This is a genomic window from Streptomyces phaeoluteigriseus (assembly GCF_001896135.2).
Lineage (GTDB): Bacteria > Actinomycetota > Actinomycetes > Streptomycetales > Streptomycetaceae > Streptomyces > Streptomyces phaeoluteigriseus.
This window is the reverse complement of record NZ_MPOH02000011.1, coordinates 1,113,173-1,130,615: the sequence shown is the minus strand read 5'-3', so window position 1 is coordinate 1,130,615 and position 17,443 is coordinate 1,113,173. Positions and strand designations below refer to the sequence as shown.

General features: G+C 72.4%; 15 protein-coding genes and 2 pseudogenes. 13 read left to right on the top strand and 4 right to left on the bottom strand.

Annotated elements, in window-relative coordinates:
* Positions 1-467: 467 nt before the first annotated feature.
* The 3 genes from BM536_RS16230 to ygfZ all read left to right on the top strand — a co-directional run bounded on the left by BM536_RS16230 (position 468) and on the right by ygfZ (position 2,559).
* Entirely contained in the window at positions 468-1,043 is a 576-nt protein-coding gene (locus BM536_RS16230; RefSeq protein ID WP_073495030.1) for a heme-binding beta-barrel domain-containing protein, read from the top strand.
* A gap of 67 nt (positions 1,044-1,110) precedes the next feature.
* Entirely contained in the window at positions 1,111-1,584 is a 474-nt protein-coding gene (locus BM536_RS16225) for a Fur family transcriptional regulator (protein ID WP_073495032.1), read from the top strand.
* Positions 1,585-1,593: 9 nt separating this feature from the next.
* Positions 1,594-2,559, top strand: a complete 966-nt coding sequence (gene ygfZ, locus BM536_RS16220) for a CAF17-like 4Fe-4S cluster assembly/insertion protein YgfZ (RefSeq protein WP_073495034.1) — start codon at positions 1,594-1,596, stop codon at positions 2,557-2,559.
* 8 nt (positions 2,560-2,567) lie between these two features.
* Here the strand turns inward: ygfZ and dtd are convergent, their stop codons facing one another.
* Positions 2,568-2,993: a D-aminoacyl-tRNA deacylase gene (dtd, locus tag BM536_RS16215; protein ID WP_073495035.1), complete on the bottom strand. Its 426-nt coding sequence runs from the start codon at positions 2,991-2,993 to the stop codon at positions 2,568-2,570.
* 157 nt (positions 2,994-3,150) lie between these two features.
* On the opposite strand from dtd, the gene BM536_RS16210 reads away from it, so the two are divergent.
* From BM536_RS16210 to BM536_RS16200, 3 genes are all read left to right on the top strand, one after another.
* A complete protein-coding gene (locus BM536_RS16210; RefSeq protein ID WP_073495037.1) occupies positions 3,151-3,729 on the top strand; it encodes an RsiG family protein in 579 nt (192 codons plus the stop codon).
* A 222-nt stretch (positions 3,730-3,951) separates the two neighbouring features.
* The gene (locus BM536_RS16205) at positions 3,952-5,208 is read left to right on the top strand and encodes a GNAT family N-acetyltransferase (RefSeq protein ID WP_094103065.1); all 1,257 of its coding nucleotides are present in this window, start codon (positions 3,952-3,954) and stop codon (positions 5,206-5,208) included.
* A gap of 315 nt (positions 5,209-5,523) precedes the next feature.
* Positions 5,524-6,447, top strand: a complete 924-nt coding sequence (locus BM536_RS16200) for a GntR family transcriptional regulator (RefSeq protein ID WP_073499157.1) — start codon at positions 5,524-5,526, stop codon at positions 6,445-6,447.
* Here BM536_RS16200 and BM536_RS16195 read toward each other — a convergent pair.
* A complete protein-coding gene (locus BM536_RS16195; protein ID WP_073499159.1) occupies positions 6,437-6,619 on the bottom strand; it encodes a hypothetical protein in 183 nt (60 codons plus the stop codon). The two genes, BM536_RS16200 and BM536_RS16195, sit on opposite strands and share 11 nt — an antisense overlap.
* 164 nt (positions 6,620-6,783) lie before the next feature.
* Here BM536_RS16195 and BM536_RS16190 point away from each other — a divergent pair, with 164 nt between their 5' ends.
* The 3 genes and pseudogenes from BM536_RS16190 to BM536_RS16180 all read left to right on the top strand — a co-directional run bounded on the left by BM536_RS16190 (position 6,784) and on the right by BM536_RS16180 (position 11,082).
* Positions 6,784-7,659 (top strand): winged helix-turn-helix domain-containing protein, encoded by an 876-nt coding sequence (locus BM536_RS16190; RefSeq protein WP_073499161.1) that lies wholly within the window; start codon positions 6,784-6,786, stop codon positions 7,657-7,659.
* Positions 7,660-7,688: 29 nt separating this feature from the next.
* The gene (locus BM536_RS16185; RefSeq protein ID WP_245873514.1) at positions 7,689-8,411 is read left to right on the top strand and encodes an HAD family hydrolase; all 723 of its coding nucleotides are present in this window, start codon (positions 7,689-7,691) and stop codon (positions 8,409-8,411) included.
* A gap of 503 nt (positions 8,412-8,914) precedes the next feature.
* Positions 8,915-11,082, top strand: a pseudogene (locus BM536_RS16180) (phosphotransferase).
* Between the two features lie 34 nt (positions 11,083-11,116).
* Here the strand turns inward: BM536_RS16180 and BM536_RS16175 are convergent.
* A complete protein-coding gene (locus BM536_RS16175) occupies positions 11,117-12,082 on the bottom strand; it encodes a zinc-binding dehydrogenase (protein WP_073499165.1) in 966 nt (321 codons plus the stop codon).
* Positions 12,083-12,186: 104 nt separating this feature from the next.
* On the opposite strand from BM536_RS16175, the gene BM536_RS16170 reads away from it, so the two are divergent.
* From BM536_RS16170 to BM536_RS16160, 3 genes and pseudogenes are all read left to right on the top strand, one after another.
* Entirely contained in the window at positions 12,187-12,804 is a 618-nt protein-coding gene (locus BM536_RS16170; protein ID WP_073499167.1) for a TetR family transcriptional regulator, read from the top strand.
* Positions 12,805-12,997: 193 nt separating this feature from the next.
* A pseudogene (locus tag BM536_RS16165) lies at positions 12,998-15,066 on the top strand (HelD family protein).
* Between the two features lie 21 nt (positions 15,067-15,087).
* The gene (locus tag BM536_RS16160) at positions 15,088-15,540 is read left to right on the top strand and encodes an HAD domain-containing protein (protein WP_094103063.1); all 453 of its coding nucleotides are present in this window, start codon (positions 15,088-15,090) and stop codon (positions 15,538-15,540) included.
* Here BM536_RS16160 and BM536_RS16155 read toward each other — a convergent pair.
* Positions 15,533-16,375: a GNAT family N-acetyltransferase gene (locus tag BM536_RS16155; protein WP_073499990.1), complete on the bottom strand. Its 843-nt coding sequence runs from the start codon at positions 16,373-16,375 to the stop codon at positions 15,533-15,535. The genes BM536_RS16160 and BM536_RS16155 overlap by 8 nt on opposite strands.
* 322 nt (positions 16,376-16,697) lie before the next feature.
* Between BM536_RS16155 and BM536_RS16150 the strand changes: the two genes are divergently transcribed.
* A complete protein-coding gene (locus tag BM536_RS16150) occupies positions 16,698-17,423 on the top strand; it encodes a class I SAM-dependent methyltransferase (protein WP_094103136.1) in 726 nt (241 codons plus the stop codon).
* Positions 17,424-17,443: the final 20 nt, after the last annotated feature.

The following is a 17,443-nucleotide window of genomic DNA, read 5'->3' as shown; positions in this document are numbered from 1 at the left end:
GGCGAGTCGTACACCGTGGAGAGCCGCCTGGTGAAGTTCCGGCAGGGGGAGACCCTTCCGGTCGACGGACACAGCGACAACGACCCGTACCGGGCGGACGACGAGGACGCCACCGACAGCCGGGCCTCCCCGGCACCGGGGACGGCATGGTCCACCGCCAGGGCACCGCCGCGGCCGTCCCCTTCCAGCAGACGGTCTCGTTGCAGAGCCGGCTGCTGGGCTGACGCCCGCGAGGGTGTACCTCACAAGGAGGGCCGGTCCCCGGCCGCGTAAGCTGGGGCCCGGCCCTGTTGTACGTATCCCGAGTCGTACGTACCCCGAAGCACGCTCATCCGAGGAGCACCCGTGGAGATCTTCTTCGAAGCCCTGCTGGTCCTGGTCTGCGTCGGCGTCCTCGCCTTCGCCGGGCTGACCGTGAAGAAGCTGTACCAGGGCCAGCGCTGACCGACGTCTAGGAAGTGCCACCGATGATCGAGATCCCGTCCGACCTGCACAAGGACCTCGTCCCCCTCGCCTTCCTGCTGGGCAGCTGGGCGGGCGCGGGCGTGCACGACTTCCCCGGCTCCGAGAAGTGCAACTTCGGGCAGGAGGCCACCTTCACGCACGACGGACGGGACTTCCTGGAGTACCGCTCCCACACCTGGGTGCTGGACCAGGACGGCAACAAGGTCCGCCCCCTGGAGTCCGAGTACGGCTTCTGGCGGATCGACGCCGACCGCAAGGTCGAGGTGACGATGGTCCGCGACCACGGCGTCGTCGAGATCTGGTACGGCGAGCTGGCCCACAAGAAGCCCCAGATCGACCTGGTCACGGACGCGGTGGCCCGCACGGCGGCCTCCGGCCCCTACACGGGCGGCAAGCGTCTGTACGGCTACGTCAACAGTGACCTGATGTGGGTCGGCGAGAAGCAGACCCCCGAGGTCGAGCTGCGTCCCTACCTGTCGGCCCACCTCAAGAAGGTCGTCACCCCGGAGGAAGTGGAACGCTGGGCGAAGGCCCTCCCGGACGACATGCCGGACGACGGCATCGCCTTCTTCAAGTAGGTCTGCCGTTCGGGCGCGGGCCCGTGAGCCCGGCCCGATCCGAACGAGAGGCCCTAGACTCGTCGGTGTGGTGAGCATCGACTGGAAGAGCGATCTGCGGCAGCGCGGCTACCGCCTGACCCCGCAGCGGCAACTCGTCCTCGAAGCCGTGGACACCCTGGAGCACGCGACCCCCGACGACATCCTCGTGGAAGTGAGGAAGACGGCGTCGGGGGTCAACATTTCCACCGTCTACCGGACGCTGGAGCTGCTGGAGGAGCTGGGGCTGGTCAGCCATGCCCACCTCGGGCACGGCGCGCCGACGTACCACCTCGCCGACCGGCACCACCACATCCACCTGGTCTGCCGCGACTGCGGCAACGTGATCGAGGCGGACGTGGGCGTGGCCGCCGAGTTCACGGCCAAGCTCCGGGCGACCTTCGGCTTCGACACCGACATGAAGCACTTCGCCATCTTCGGCCGCTGCAAGGACTGCGCGGCCGAGGCCGCGAGGGGTGCGACGACGGGCTCGACTGCGAGGAGTTCGACCACCGAGTCGTAGGCTTGTCCCATGAAGAGCCCTCTGCTGTCCCTGCCCGGCGCCGTTCCCGCCGAGGGTGTGGACGAAGGCGTCGCCGCCCACTACGGCGACCTGTTCCGCGAGCAGCGAGCCCTCGCCGAAGGCACCGGCTTCGTCGACCTCTCGCACCGCGGAATCGTCACCGTCTCCGGCGACGACCGGCTCAGCTGGCTGCACCTCCTGCTCACCCAGCACGTCAGCGACCTGCCCACGGGCCGGGCCACCGAGGCGCTGATCCTCTCCGCCAACGGCCACATCGAGCACGCGCTCTACCTGGTGGACGACGGCACGACCGTCTGGGCCCACGTCGAGCCCGGCACCCAGGACGCGCTGATCGCGTACCTGGAGTCGATGAAGTTCTTCTACCGGGTCGAGGTCACCGACCGGACGGCCGACATCGCGCTCGTCCACCTGCCCGCCGGTTCGATCACCGAGGTCCCCGAGGGCGTCGTCGTCCGCGAGACGGCGTACGGCCGTGATCTGTTCCTGCCGCGCGCGGACCTGGAGTCGTACGCCGCTCGGTCCGGCCCCGCCGCCGGGCTCCTCGCCTACGAGGCCCTGCGCGTCGAGCAGCACCGGCCCCGCCTCGGCTTCGAGACCGACCACCGCACCATCCCGCACGAGCTGGGCTGGATCGACACCGCGGTGCACCTCCAGAAGGGCTGCTACCGCGGTCAGGAGACCGTCGCCCGCGTGCAGAACCTCGGCAAGCCCCCGCGCCGGCTGGTCTTCCTGCACCTCGACGGCAGCGAGGTGTACCTGCCGCCCGCCGGGACCGAACTGCGCCGCGCCGACGAGGGTCCCGACAGCCGCAAGATCGGCGTCATCACCACCTCCGTACGCCACCACGAACTGGGCCCGGTGGCGCTGGCGCTGGTGAAGCGGAACGTCCCGCTGGACGCCCCGCTGCTCGCCGACAACACGGCCGCTGCCCAGGAGGCCGTGGTCGAGCCGTAGCCCTCCGGCTACATCTCGATCAGGACGGTGAACGGGCCGTCGTTCGTCAGGGACACCCGCATCCGCGCGCCGAAACGGCCCGTCGCCACCGTCGCGCCCAGCGCGCGCAACCGGGCGACCACCTCGTTTACGAGCGGCTCGGCGACATCGCCGGGGGCGGCCGCGTTCCAGGTGGGGCGGCGGCCCTTGCGGGCGTCGCCGTAGAGCGTGAACTGGCTGATGACGAGGAGCGGGGCGTCGATGTCGCTGCACGACCGCTCCTCGCTCAGCATGCGGACCGACCACAGTTTGCGGGCCAGCTGGGCGGCCTTCTCCTTGGTGTCCTCGTGGGTGACCCCGACGAGGACGCACAGCCCCTCGCCCTCGATCGACCCCACGGTCTCGCCGTCCACGACGACGCTCGCCCCGTCCACTCTCTGCACCACTGCACGCATGCGCCCCATCATGCCGTGCGGCCGGCACACCCCCGCAGGGGCTTCTTTTTTGATCCTTACGCCACCATCTGGGCCGTTCGGGGGCACTCGGTCACATTGGGACCACTTGGGGTGGCACGATGCTTCCCACACGCCGGTCGAGGGGACGGTAGAGCACATGAGCACACCGAGTACCGGGCAGCTGGGCCTGACCACCCAGCGTCCGCCCGTGCAGCGCACGGAGAGTCCACCGTGTCCGCTGCCGACGGAACCGCCCGCGCACGACCTGGCCCGGCTGAGCCTGCCCGAACTGCGCACCCTGCGCCGGGACGCCCAGCGCGACGAGGCCGACCTCAGTTACGTACGACGGCTGCTCCAGGGCCGTATCGACATCCTGCGCGCGGAACTGGCCCGGCGTTCTCCTGCCGGGGCGGCGTCCGTGGTGGACCGTCTTCCGGAGATCCTCACCGACGCCCCGGCCCGGTACCGTTCCTCCGCCCGGCACGTCACGCTGGGCACCCCGCAGAGCGAGGAGTACCGGCGCCTGGCGTCGGAGATGCTCTCCGAGGTCGAACTCTCCGACCTGGGCGCCCGCACCGACCCGGAACTCCACGAGGGGATGGCCCGCCTCATCGGCTACGAACACCGGGTCTCCCGCTGCCGCCAGCACCTCCAGCACACGGCGGACAAGTGCGGCAAGGAGATCACCCGCCGCTACCGGGACGGCGAAGCCCAGGTGGACGACCTCCTGGTGTGAATCCCCGGCGCGTCCGGTGTCAGGTGTCAGGCGTCCGGCCTCCGGCGTCCGGCCTCCGGTGTCCTGGGACGAGACCGGAGGCCGACAGTGGGGGCCTGGGGGCGCGGTCCCCGGGTTCGGGACGGGAAGGGGTGGCGGGGGCGGGGAAAAAATCCCCCGCGGCTCCCGGCGGGCGGAAAAAATCCCCCGCGGCTCCCGCCCCACCCCGCCTACCGTGGCTTCATGACCACCACCCCCGCCGACATGGACGTCCGCCGGATCACCGACGCCGAACTCCCCGCCTGGATGCGCGCCGCGAAGACCGGCTTCCTCCGCCCTCCCACCGTCACGGACGCCGACGTCGCCGCCCGCCGCACGGCCCACGTCGGCTCCCGCACCTACGGCGCCTTCGACGCCGGCTCCTGCGTGGCGACCTTCCGCTCCTTCCCGCAGGAGCTGACGGCGGTCGGCGGCACCCCGGTCCCCGCCGACGCCATATCCAACGTCGCCGTCCTCCCCACCCACCGCCGCCGCGGCATCCTCACCCGCCTGATGAGCGAGGACCTGACCGCCGCGAAGGACCGCGGCGACGTCGTGGCCACCCTCATCGCCGCCGAGTACCGCATCTACGGCCGATACGGCTTCGGCCCGGCGACCAGCGCCGCCGAGTGGACGATCGACGTGCCCCGCACCGGTCTCGACCCGCACTGGCCGGGCCCCGAGGACGGCGGCCGTATCGACTTCGTCGAGCCGGAGGAGGTCCGCAAGACCGGCCCCGAACTGCACGAGCGGCTGCGCCGCGGCCAGCCGGGCGCGGTCAGCCGTACCGACGTGTGGTGGGAGACGGACACCGGCGTGCTGCGCGCGTACGGGGAGTGGAGCGAGGCGTTCTACGTCGCCTATCGCTCGGCGGACGGCGAGCTGCAGGGGCTGGTCTCCTACAAGGCGGACGACCACTGGGGCGACGCCAAGCAGCCGCTGAACACGGCGACGGTCGAGTGGCTGATCGCCACGACCCCGGCCGCGGAACGCGCCCTGTGGCGCTACCTCTGCTCGATCGACTGGGTGGTGCGGGTCAAGTCGGGCGCCCGCTCTCCCGACGACCTCCTCCCGTACTTCCTGCCGGACCCGCGGGCGGCGAGCATCACCACGCAGACGGACTGGCTGTGGGTGCGGATCCTGGACGTCGTACGGGCCCTGGAGGCGCGCACGTACGGCGGGACGGGGGCGCTGGTGCTGGAGGTGGCCGACCGCGCCGGGTTCACCGGGGGCCGATTCATGCTGGAGGCCGGCCCCGACGGGGCGTCCTGCACGCCGACCGGCCGCGGCGCCGACCTCACCCTGGACGTGGCCACGCTGGCCTCGCTCTGGCTGGGCGACGAGTCGGCGCCGCGGCTGGCGGCGCTGGGACGGCTCGGAGAGGAACGAGCGGGCGCCGCCCTGGAGGCCGACGCCCTGCTGCGCACGCCCAGGCGCCCTTGGTGCCCGGACATGTTCTGAGCGCTCCTTCCGCTTCCCGCCTTCCCGATTTCCTACTTGCCGTGCGGTTGTTCATCCGTAGCTGTTCAGTTGTGGCTGTGCCGGTACGGCTGTTCAGTTGTGGCTGTGCGGCGCTGTGAAGTTGTGACTGTGCGTCGGTGTCGGCCGTGCGGGCTCCCGGCTCCCCTCCGGAAGGGAACTCGCCTGGCCAACCGTCTGAAAGTTTGACCATGTTGTGGAAGTTGGCGACCAACTTCACTGTACTTATGTCCGCTTGGAAGCGGCCTATAACCATCTCTCCTTGAACTGCCGCAAGATGGCGGGAAGTTGTAGTGTTTGGCCGTGGAGCCGGAACATGCCTCCGTCAATGGGCAGAAGCCGCCGGAGCGGTCGCCGCGACCGCAGCGGTCCCCCCGTGACGTGGCCGACGAGCTGCGCGCCCGGATCAGGACCGGGGTGCTGCGGCCGGGTGAGCGCATGCCCACCCAGGCCAGGCTCGCGGAGGAGTTCGGTGTCGAGCGCGGGGCCGTCCGCCAGGCCCTGCGCATCCTCCAGTCGGAGCACCTGCTCACCAACGTCTCCAAAGGCGCGCCGGCGACGGTCGCTCCCGATCTGGGCGCCGGCGCCCTCCTGACCGGCCCCGGAGCCTCGCCGCAGCCCACGATGGCGGCGCTGACCCCGCGCATCGCCGAGGCATTCGCGGCCCCTCACGTGGAGATCGACGCCCTGTGTCTGACCGCCGTGTCGCTCACGCTGGCGATCGGGGAGCCGTTGCGCCGGATCCACTCGGGGGAGCTGAAACCGGCCAAGATCGACGTCCGGGTCCTGCTGCCGTCCCGCGACATCGACCTGGCCTTCCCGACGGCGGTGGACGGCTCGTCGGCCGAGCGGCTGCGACGGCACTGGCTGGCCCACCGCAACGCGCAGGGCCAGGTGCTGCGGCACAACCTGCTCACCCTGCGCGCCACGCACGGCATCGACGTCCGGGTCAGCTTCCGCGCACTGCCCTTCACCCCACCGGTCAAGCTCTACCTCCTCAACGGGACGGAAGCGCTGTTCGCCTACTACACGGTCAAGCGGCACGAGCAGCAGGTCGACCAGGAGCAGTTGGAGATGTACGACGCCGAGGGCACCCGCTCGGTGCTGTTCGCCTTCGCGCAGGGCGCCGGAGCGCGGGACACGACGTTCGTGGAGCAGTCGCTGCTGTGGTTCGACGCCCTGTGGGAGACCATCAGTTCGGACCTCGTGCTCACGAGCTGAGGGCGGGCCCGGTGACCAGGAGGGCGAGGATCACGGCGCCCGCGGAGCTGAGGGTGGGCCGCCTGGACCTGATGCCGACGGTGAGCAGGAGCAGACCGATGGTCCCGGCGGTGCCGTACTTCCACTGGACGGTCTGTTCGAGGACGACGGAGAGGATGGCGAGGGCGGGCATGGTGTTCCTCCCTTCGGAGGCGGGAAGCGCGGGGGAGGTGCGGGGCGGAACCTTCGCCAACTCTGTAAAGTTGGCAACCAACTTCAACTATGTTGTCCCCACTTGGTGACAACTGCTAAACAACTTCAAGGCAACTCCCGCCAGATGGATCGAAGTTGTAGCGTTTGGTCGTGACCCAGGAGAACGTGGCCGTGAACGGCAGCCGAAGGCTTTCGCCGCAGGAGATCGCCGATGTCCTGCGCGAACGCATCCGTGCCGGGGAACTCAGGGCGGGTGACCGGCTGCCCACGCAGGCCGAACTCGCCGACGAGTTCGGTGTCGAGCGCGGTGCCGTGCGCCAGGCCCTGCGCGCGCTCCAGGACGACGGTCTCCTCACCAATGTGAGCAAGGGCAGCCCGCCGCGCATCGCGGAGCAGGCGTCGGCCCGGGACGAACCCCAGCCCACGATGGTGGCCCTGGCCTCGCGGCTGACCGCGGCCTTCTCGGCCCAGCACGTCCGCATCGACGCGGCCTGCCTCACCGCCGAGAGCCTCATCCCTGCCCTCAGCGAACCCGTCCGGCTGATCCACGGCGGCAGCCTCCGCCCGCAGCGGATCGACGTCCGCATCCTGCTGCCGTCCCGCGACATCGACCTCGCCTTCCCGGTCCCGGTCGACGCCCGCGGCAGCGGCGACCCGGTCCACGAGCGCTGGCTGGCGATGCGCAACGCCCAGGGGCAGGTCCTGCGCCACAACCTGCTCACCCTGCGCTCGCACGGCATCGACGTGAGCGTGTCCTTCCGGGCACTGCCCTTCACCCCGCCGGTGAAGCTGTACCTCCTCAACGGACAGGAGGCGCTGATGGCGTACTACATGGTCATGCGGCGCGAGGAGTCCACGGACGACGGAGTCCTCGACATGTACGACGTGCTGGGCACCGAGTCGCTCCTGTTCTCCTTCGAGAAGGCGACCGGCGCGCGTGACGGCGTCTTCGTGGACGAATCCCAGAAGTGGTTCGACGCCCTCTGGGAAACCATCACCTCGGACCTGACACTCTCTTAGTGACTTCTGATACGACGCAGACCGAACAGGTGGCATCCGAGACCGAGAACGACAGAATTCTGGCGCTGCGCCCACTGCTCGCGCCCGCCCGCGTGGTCCTCTGGGACTTCGACGGGCCGATCTGTCGGCTGTTCGCCGGGCACTCGGCGGAGCGGGTGGCCGTCGGCCTGGTGGAATGGCTGGAGGTGCAGGGTCTGCGCGGACTGCTGACGGAGGGCGAGCGGGAGTCTCCCGACCCCCATGCCGTCCTGCGCGCGGTGGATCTGCGCCACCCCGGCAGCGATCTGGTCGCGGAGCTGGAGGAGCGTCTCACCCAGGAGGAACTGAAGGCCACCGCCTCGGCGATGCCCACGGCCTGGGCGGACCCGCTGATCCGCACCCTGACGGCGGTGGGCCGCCGCCTGGCCATCACGACGAACAACTCCCCGCGCGTCGTGACCACGTATCTGACGAGCCGCGGCCTCACCTCCTGCTTCGTCCCCCACGTCTACGGCCGCACCCGCGATCTGCGCCTCCTCAAGCCCGATCCGGACTGCCTGAACCGGGCCCTGCGCGCGGTCGGCGCGGCCCCGTCCGCCGCACTGATGATCGGCGACACCCCGTCGGACTGCGCCGCCGCCCGCCAGGCCGGCGTCCCCTTCCTCGGCTACGCACGCAACAGGAAGAAGGAGCAACTGCTCAGGGACGCGGGCGCGACGAACGTGGTGGACTCGCTGGAGCCGGTCCTGAAGGCGGTCCGGAGTCAGGCTTGAGCCCGGCAGGCTTGAGCCCGGCAGGCTTGAGCCCGGCAGGCTTGAGTCGGCGGGGTGGGGCCAGTGGGGGTGGGCCGGGCCGGGTCTCCGTCAGCCGGGTCTGAGTCGGCCGTGCGGGGCCGGTCGGGCCTGAGTCGGCGGGGCGGGGCCAGCCGTGCCTCAGTCAGCGGCGCGGCGCAGGGCCGGCCGGGCATCCGTCAGCCGGGCCTGAGTCAGTCGGGCGCAGCCCGTCAGGCGTGGCCGGTCAGGTCTGAGCCGTCTTCACCAGTAGGCCGCAGGCGTGCGCTAGCATGCCCGGACCGCGCGGGGAGCCCTCCCACCCATCCGTAGGAGACGGCGATCCGTGGGAGAGGGCGAACAGCCTGTCCCGGACGATCCGGCGCGGACGAAGCTCCGGACCACCCGTTCGGCCACTTCGCCGCCGCTCCCGTTCGTTCGTAGCCCTTGCGGCACTTAACGTTTGCCCTACCCATCCGATCGAGCGTGAGCAACCGGAGCGGCCAGTGGTCGAGCCCTTCGTTCCCCGGGGCCTTCTCGGGGTTCGACCCGGTGACCCGTCGGACGCCCTGCTCCGGCGGTTCGTGGCGGTCGCCGCGTCCACTCCGGCGACCAGCGGACACCACAACCGCAACCACGTGCTGCCGTTGCCGGAGGACGTCGCGGCGCTGCTGGGGCGGGCGGCCGGGACGCCGGCGACCGTGCGGATTCCGCGCGCCGACGCGCTGCCGGTGGTGATCAGGACCTGGCGGGACGAGGCCGCGATCCTCGACGCGGTCCACGCGGTCCTTCCCCATGTGCCCGAGTGCCTGGTCAGACGGCCGGACTTCGCCGTCCACAGCTATGTGGACGCGTCCCGCTCTCCGCCGTCTGCGGGAACGGCAAGCCCGTGGACGCCCTGCTGACAGAGGCACTGGCCGAGCTGCTGTGCCGGATGACCGAGGTGCGCCGGTCGGCCCTGCCGCCCCTGCCGGCCGACTGGCCGAGCAACCACACCGACAGCCAGGGCTTCCTGAAGACCCTCGCCCGCCTCGCCGACCGGCAGATCCGCCGCCCCGGCTGGGAGCGGTTCGGCGGCCTCTTCAAGGCGCTGGGCATCCCCGAGGACGCCCTGCTGGGCCTCGCCGACCGGATCCCCCCGATGGCGCGGCGGCCGTACAGCCTGCTCCACGCGGACCTGCACCGGGACAACCTGATCATGTCCTACGACGGTTCCCCGCCGCTCGTCTGCGTCGACTGGGAACTGGCCACCTACGGCGATCCGCTGCACGAACTCGCCACCCACCTGGTGCGGATGCGGTACCCCGCCTTCCAGTGGCCGGAGGTGATCGAGGCGTGGGCGCGGGCCATGGGGCGCTACCGCCCGGCCGCGGTCAACGGCCTCTCCCGGGACCTGCGGCACTACCTCGACTTCGAGCGGGCGCAGTCCGTCTACCCGGACATCATGCGGGCCGCGCGCGCGGTCCAGGGCCCCTTCACCCAGCAGAGCCTGGACGAGGTGACCGCGGAGGTGGGCCGGGCCCTGGAGGCGGCGGCGGAACCACTGCGGCTGAGGAGCGTCCCGTCACCCGGCGAGATCGAGGGCGCCCTCTTCCGGTGGCTGGCGTCACGCGGCGACGTCAGCGGCCGCTCCTGGGCCGCCAAGGCCTACGTCTGGCGGCCGGACCCCCGGCTGCCCGAGCGTGACGGCTTCCCCGCGGCCGCCGTCCGCGAGGCCCTGCTGGCGGAGGGCGCGGCCCCGGCCGACCGCGTGTTCAAGGGCACCGCGCACCTCAACTCCGTGGTCTGGGCCGGGAATCCGGGGGCCCCCGTGGTCGTACGGCGCAAGCTGCCGAACGTCACCCGGCGGGAGCCGAGCTACCTGAGCGAGCACACCGTCCTGGAGGCCATCCAGCGGTCCGGGGCGAAGGTCGCCGCACCACGGGTCCTCGCGCTGGGCGAGAGCTACCCCAACGAGCCGTTCGCGATCCACACCTACGTCGGGCCGCCCAGGCACCCGGTGCACGGACTGCTCCCGCACGAGGCGGACGCCCTCGTCGACCAGCTGTGCGAACTCAGCACGGTCGACCACGGCCTGGTCGAGCCGGGTGCCGACCGGGTCGACTTCCACCGATGGCTCACGGAACAGCTGGTCGGCCTGGTGCGCAGCCTGCCGAAGGAGTCCCTGCGACTCGCCCGGACCCTCGGCCTGCCCGACGACGAGCGGCTGCGCCAGCTCCTGTCCCGGCACCGGCTGAGCCGCCGGGAGCCCGCCCTGCTGCACGGCGACCTCAACCCGTGGAACCTGGTCCGGCGCGACGACGAGCTGGCGCTCACCCTCATCGACTGGGAGATGGCCCTCGTCGGCGACCCCCTGTACGACCTGGTCCGGCACATGCATCTGACGCCGACCCGACCGGAGATCCGACAGCGCATGTTCTCGCGCTGGGAGAGCAGGCTCCCGGCGGAGTACACGCGGGACTGGCGGGCGGACTGGCGGGTCTACCGGTGGCTCGAGATCGTCCGCTCGGCCTACATCGACCTCGACCGGCTGCGGACCGGCGCGGGCCTCGACGCGCCCAACGTCCGCCGCGCCGTCGACTCCTACTCCGAGACCCTCGCCGCCGCGACCGCCTCCCTGGGCCTGCCCCTGCCGGCGACCGCGAACCCCTTCCTGGCACGGGCGTTGGCGTAGCGGGCCCCTTCGTGGCTCCCGCGTCGGCGGTGGCTCACGCCTTCAGGAGCACCTTCCCGACGAGCTGCCGTCCCTCGACCGCGGTGTGTGCGGCTGCCGCCTCCGTCAGCGGGAAGACCCGGCCCACCACCACCCGCAGTCGTCCGGCCGCGGCCTCCTGGAGGGCGGCCGTCCGCAGCCGCCGTACGTCGGACTCGTCGAACTGGACGTCGGCGATGCCGAAGAGGGTGATGTCCCGTTGCTTCGCCTCCTCGGGGTCCACGGGGGCGAAGCCGCCGGTCGGGGCGCCGTGGGCGGAGAAGCGCCCGCCGTCTGCGGTCAACGCGAAGGCCCGGGCGCCCGGTTCGCCCCCGACACCGTCGAGGACGACATCGGCGCCGGAGCCGCCGAGGGCCGCCCGTGCCGTCTCGGGCCACTCCTCGGCCGAGATGTCGACGACCGCGTCCGCGCCCAGGTCCCGCACCAGCGCGGCCTTGCGTTCACCGCGCACGCAGGCGACGACCCGGGCGCCGCGCGCCTTCGCCGACTGCACCAGCAGGGTTCCCATCCCGCCCGAGGCGCCCAGGATCAGGACCCGGTCGCCCGCGCGGACGTCCGTGACGTCGAGGACGCCCTGCGCGGTCACCCCGTCGTGCACCAGGGCCACGGCAGTGCGCAGGTCGAGGCCGTCCGGGACCGGGCTGAGGGAGCTGACGGCGGCGGTCGCCCGCTCGGCGTAGCCGCCCCGCACGAACGACGTCACCCGCCGGCCCAGCCAGCCGTCGGCCACCCCCGCGCCGACCCCGGCGACCGTGCCGGAGACACCGCCGCCGGGGACGTACGGCGGCTCGGTGTCGAAGTGTTCGCGTCCCCAGCCCGCGCGGATCTGGGTCTCCACGAAGATCGTGTCCACGTGGTCCACCTCGATCAGGACCTCGCCGGGTCCGGGGACCGGGTCGGGCAGGTCGGCCGTCTCCAGGACCTCCGGTCCGCCGAACGCCTTCACCTGTACCGCTCGCATGACAACTCCCCGCCGTGAACCGGATGCGTGTGCATTCACAGGCTCGGACCTCAACCCGAGTTGAGGTCAAATCGGACTCCCCCGGTCGGCCGTAGGCTCGCCCCATGAGTGAGACCGGACTGCGCGAGCGCAAGAGGCGGCGGATGTACCAGGAGGTGTCGGACATCGCCGTCCGGCTCTTCGTCGAGCGGGGCTTCGACGCGGTGTCGGTCGCGGAGGTCGCCGCCGCGGCCGAGATCTCCAAGCCGACGCTGTTCCGGTACTTCCCGGCGAAGGAGGACCTGGTCCTGCACCGCTTCGCCGACCACGAGCGGGAGGCCGCCGAGGTGGTCGTCGCGGCGCGGGCGGAGGGGGTCGCGCCGCTGGCCGCCCTGCGCCGGAACTTCCTCGACGGGATCGCCGCGTCCGACCCGATCACCGGTGTGAACGACCACCCCGAGGTCCGCTCCTTCTGCGCCCTCCTCTACGGCACCCCCGCCCTGGTCGCGCGCCTCCACGCCTACCTGGAGCGGTCGGAGGCCGCGCTGGCGGAGGTGCTCGGCCGCGACCTCGACGCGCGGCTCGCGGCCGGGCAGATCGTCGCCGTCCGGCGGATCCTCGCCCAGGAGAACTGGCGGCGGATCGAGGCGGGGGAGCGGGCGGCGGACGTACGGCCGGTGGCGACGGCGGCGGCGGAACGGGCGTTCGCGGCGCTGGCGGCGGGACTCCCGGAGCTGGCGTGAGGGTCGGGAGCGGGATCCCGGAACCATGCTGAGGACGGGGAGCGGGATCCCGGAACCATGCTGCGGACGGGGGAGCGGGATCCCGGAACCATGCTGCGGACGGGGGAGCGGGCTGTCGATACCACGCTCGAACCTCATATGAGGCACGGTAATAAATGTAACTCAGTAACGCTATTCGGGTAGCCTCGTCCGTATGACGTCACCCGACCCCGCCGCGAAAGAACCCGCCGACCCCCTCCATGACTCCCTCCGCCGGGAACGCGCCCACCACGACGCCTGCCGTGCCGCGCTCGCCGCGATGCGCGCGGGCGCCCGCCTCCAGGTCGTCACCGGCGAGGACGTCTCCGCCTCCGGTGCCGACGCCGAAGTCCTCGGGCACCGGCTGCGCAGCCAGGCCAAGGCCCTGCACGAACTGCCCGACGGGCCCCTCTTCTTCGGCCGGCTCGACTTCGCCGAGGGAACCGGCGGCGAACACGCCGGCCTAACCCACCACATCGGCCGGGTCCGCATCAGCGAGCACCCCGCCGGGCCGCATCAGCGACGCACCGCGTCCCGCCCCTCGTCGTCGACTGGCGCGCGCCCGTCTCCCGCGCCTTCTACCAGGCCAGCTCTCGCGACCCGCAGGGCGTCGCCGTCCGCCGCCGGTTCGGCTGGGCGCCCGGCAGCCGGGGCGACTCCGCCGACCTCACCGGCCTGGAGGACGAACACCTCGGCCGCGGCGAGTCCCGGGAGAGCGACCTGGTCGCCCGCGAGATCGAACGGCCCCGCGTCGGTCCCATGCGGGACATCGCCGCCACCATCCAGCCCGAACAGGACGACCTCGTCCGCGCGGAGCCGTCCGCCTCGGTGTGCGTGCAGGGCGCCCCCGGCACCGGCAAGACCGCTGTGGGCCTGCACCGGGCCGCCTACCTCCTCTACACCCACCCCCAGCGCGTCCGCCGCGGCGGACTGCTCGTCCTCGGCCCCCACCGCGCCTTCCTCTCCTACATCGCCGAGGTGCTGCCCTCCCTCGGCGAGACCGGCGTACGGCAGTCGACGCTCTCCGACGAGATCGCCCGCCACCCGGTCACCGGCACCGATCCCGAGCCGACGGCCGCCGTCAAGCACGACGCCCGGATGGCGGAGGTGCTGCGCCGGGCCCTGTACGCACGGGTGAACGCCGCCGCCGCGGAGGACCTCACCGTGACGGAGGGCTCCTCCCGCTGGCGGCTCACCGGCGACGAGGTCGCGCGGATCGTCACGGACGTGCTCGCGGAGCAGCCGCCGTACGACGTCGGGCGCGAGCGGGTGCGCGGCCGGATCGCGCGACGCCTCCAGGAACGGGCCGAACGGCACGGCGGGACCCGCCCGGCCGCCTGGCTGCGCCGCACGGAACGGTCCCGTCCGGTGAGCGCCTGCCTGGACGCCGTATGGCCCAGGGTGCGACCCGAGGAAATCGTCGCCGCGCTCCTCAGCGGCCACGCCGAGCCGGCGCGGGCCACCGAGGGCCTCCTCGACCCCGGCGAGCGCGAAGCCCTGTGCTGGATCCGCCCGCCGCGCTCGTACCGCTCCGCACGCTGGTCGGCCGCCGACCTCGTCCTCCTCGACGAGGTCGCTGGCCTGCTGGCCCGTCCGCCGGGGTACGGCCATGTCGTCGTCGACGAGGCGCAGGACCTCTCCCCGATGGAGTGCCGCGCCATCGCCCGCCGGGTGCCGTTCGGTTCCCTGACGGTCCTCGGCGACCTGGCGCAGGGCACCACACCATGGGCCGCGCGCTCCTGGCCCGTCCAACTCGCCCACCTGGGCAAACCCGAGGCGGGCGTGGTCCCGCTGACCATCGGCTTCCGCGTCCCCGGCGCCGTCCTCGCCCTCGCCAACCGGCTCCTCACCCGCCTCGGCACCGACGTACCGCCCGCCCGGTCCCTGCGCCGCGACGGCATGCTCCGCGTCCGGCGGGTCGACGGCGACCTCCCCGCCGCGGTCGTGTCCGTCGTACGCGACGCCCTCACCCACGAGGGCTCCGTCGGCGTCGTCACCGCCGACGCGGACACCCCGCGCATCCGCCACGCGCTCACCACGGCGGGCCTCGACACCGACCCCCGCCTGACGGTCGTCCCGGCGACCCTCGTCAAGGGCCTCGAGTACGACCATGTCGTCGCCGTCGAACCGGCGGCGATCGCGGAGGCGGAGCAACGCGGCCTGAACCGCCTGTACGTCGTCCTGACCCGCGCGGTGTCCCGCCTGGACGTGGTGCACGGGCGCGCGCTTCCGTGGGAGGGGTGAGGCGGGGCATCCTGGCGTCCGATGCTGCTCTTCCTCGACGTGGACGGCCCGCTGATCCCGTTCGGCGGCCCCGACCCCCACCCGCTGTACGGCCCGCCCGCCGCCCACCCCCTGCTCCCCCGCCTGGATCCGGCCCTCGGCCCCCGGCTGCTCGCCCTCGGCTGCGACCTGGTGTGGGCGACGACCTGGGGCGAGGACGCGAACACGGTCGTCGGCCCGTGGCTGGGCCTGCCGCCGCTGCCGGTGCTGGACCTGGAAGAGGGCCCGCCCGTCCCCGGCGTCCACTGGAAGACGCGGCCCGTGCTGTCCTGGGCGGCGGGCCGCCCCTTCGTCTGGCTCGACGACGAGATCACCCCCGCCGACCGGGAGTACGTCGCCGCCGACCACCCGGCCCCGGCGCTGCTGCACCGCGTCGACCCGCGGCGGGGCCTGACTCAGGGGGACTTCGAGGCGGTCAAGGCCTGGCTCACGTGAAGTCGTACACGACGAAGTCGGTGACCCTGACGTACCCGAGGCGCTGGTAGAGGGCGTTGCTCGTGGGATTGGCCGCGTTCGTGTACAGCACGACCTCCTTGGCGCCCGCGGCCAGTGCGGCCCGGCTCACCTCGACCGTCACGGCACCCGCGTAGCCGCGGCCGCGCAGGTGGGCCGGGGTGTAGACGGGGTCCACCCGGACCTGGCCGCCGACCAGCGGGTTCACACCCGCCATGGAGACGGGCGTACCGTCCGGGGTCTCCCAGTACGTGTAGCGCTTCTCGGCGAAGCGGGTGTCGGCCCAGGAGTCGGCGTCGATGGTGACGTCCTCTCCGACGTCCGCGGCGAACTCACGGCACCAGCCCATCAGATGCTCGTGTTCCCGCGTCCCCACGAGCCGGCCCCGGCCCGCGGGGGCCGGCTCGGGCGGCGTGAGCGTGCCGAGGCGGTACAGGTGGAGCCGGACGCGGGGCGTCGGCGTCGCGCCCGTGCGCCGCTGCCACGCTTCGGCGAAGGCGGTGGCGGTGCTGTGGTCCGCGGTGACCCACGGCAGCGAGTGGCCGAGGGCGACCAGGTGGGCGGCGAGGGCGTCGGCCTGCTCGGGAGTGAGGGAGGTGACGCTCAGGCCGCGGGCCGGGAAGCGGTAGAAGGTGGCGCCGACCTCGCCCCCTCGCTCCAGCCGCCCGAACACGGCGCCCTCGGTGCCCCGGGTCCGCAGCTTCTCGGTCGTCGACAGCGCCGTGGTGTGCAGGGCGGGGCGCGAGCGCAGGAACTCTCCGGCCCGGGCGAGGAATTCGTCGACGTCTTCGGTGAGTTGCCAGTCATCGGTGAGCATGTGCCGCATCCTCGCGCGAGCCACTGACAACGAGCGGCCACTGACAACGAGCGGCCACTGACGACGAGCGGCCACTGACGGCGAGCGGCCACTGACGGCGAGCGGCCACTGACGACGAGCGGCCACCCCCACCAGGACACCCACCCCCACCAGGGACACCCACCCACGACCGGCCGGCCACCTCCGAACCACGGCCGCCGACCAACCGGTGAGGCGGGGATGCGGGCCGGGAGGCGCAGGCCGAGTCCGCGTCCCTCACGGACAGGCCGTCGGTCGTGTGCGGCCGGTCGTCCGGGTGCGGCCCCGCCTCTACGCTCGGCCCATGGCTGACGAGTGTTTCGGGCATCCGCGCCTCGCCGCGGTCTATGACCCGCTCGACCCCGATCGCGGTGACCTCGACGCGTACGTCCGGATGGTGGGGGAGTTCGGGGCGCGGCGGGTGCTGGACATCGGCTGCGGGACCGGGGTGTTCGCGCTCCTGCTGGCTCATCGCGGGATCGAGGTCGTCGGGGTCGATCCCGCCCAGGCGTCGATCGACGTGGCCCGCGGCAAGCCGGGCGGCGAACGAGTGCGCTGGATCTGCGGCGATGCGACGACGCTCCCGCCGCTGCGGGTGGACCTGGCGACCATGACGGCGAACGTCGCCCAGGCCGTCGCCGATCCACGGATGTGGCAGGAGACCCTGCGCGGCGCCTACGAAGCACTGCGCCCCGGCGGGCACCTGGTGTTCGAGACCCGGGATCCGGCAAGGCGCGCGTGGGAGGAGTGGAACCGCGAGGCGTCGTACGGCGTGACGGATGTCCCCGGCGTGGGCACCGTCGAGAGCTGGGTCGAGGTGACCGGGGTGAGCGGGCCGCTGGTGACGTTCCGCTGGACGTATGTGTTCGCCGCGGACGGGCAGGTGCTGACGTCGGACTCCACGCTGCGCTTCCGCGAGCGGCGGGAGATCGAGGTGGAGCTGGCGGCGCAGGGGTATGCGGTGGAGGACGTACGCGACGCTCCCGACCGGCCGGGCAGGGAGTTCGTCTTCGTCGCGCGGCGTCCCTGACGTCGTGCGGGCGGGGGGGC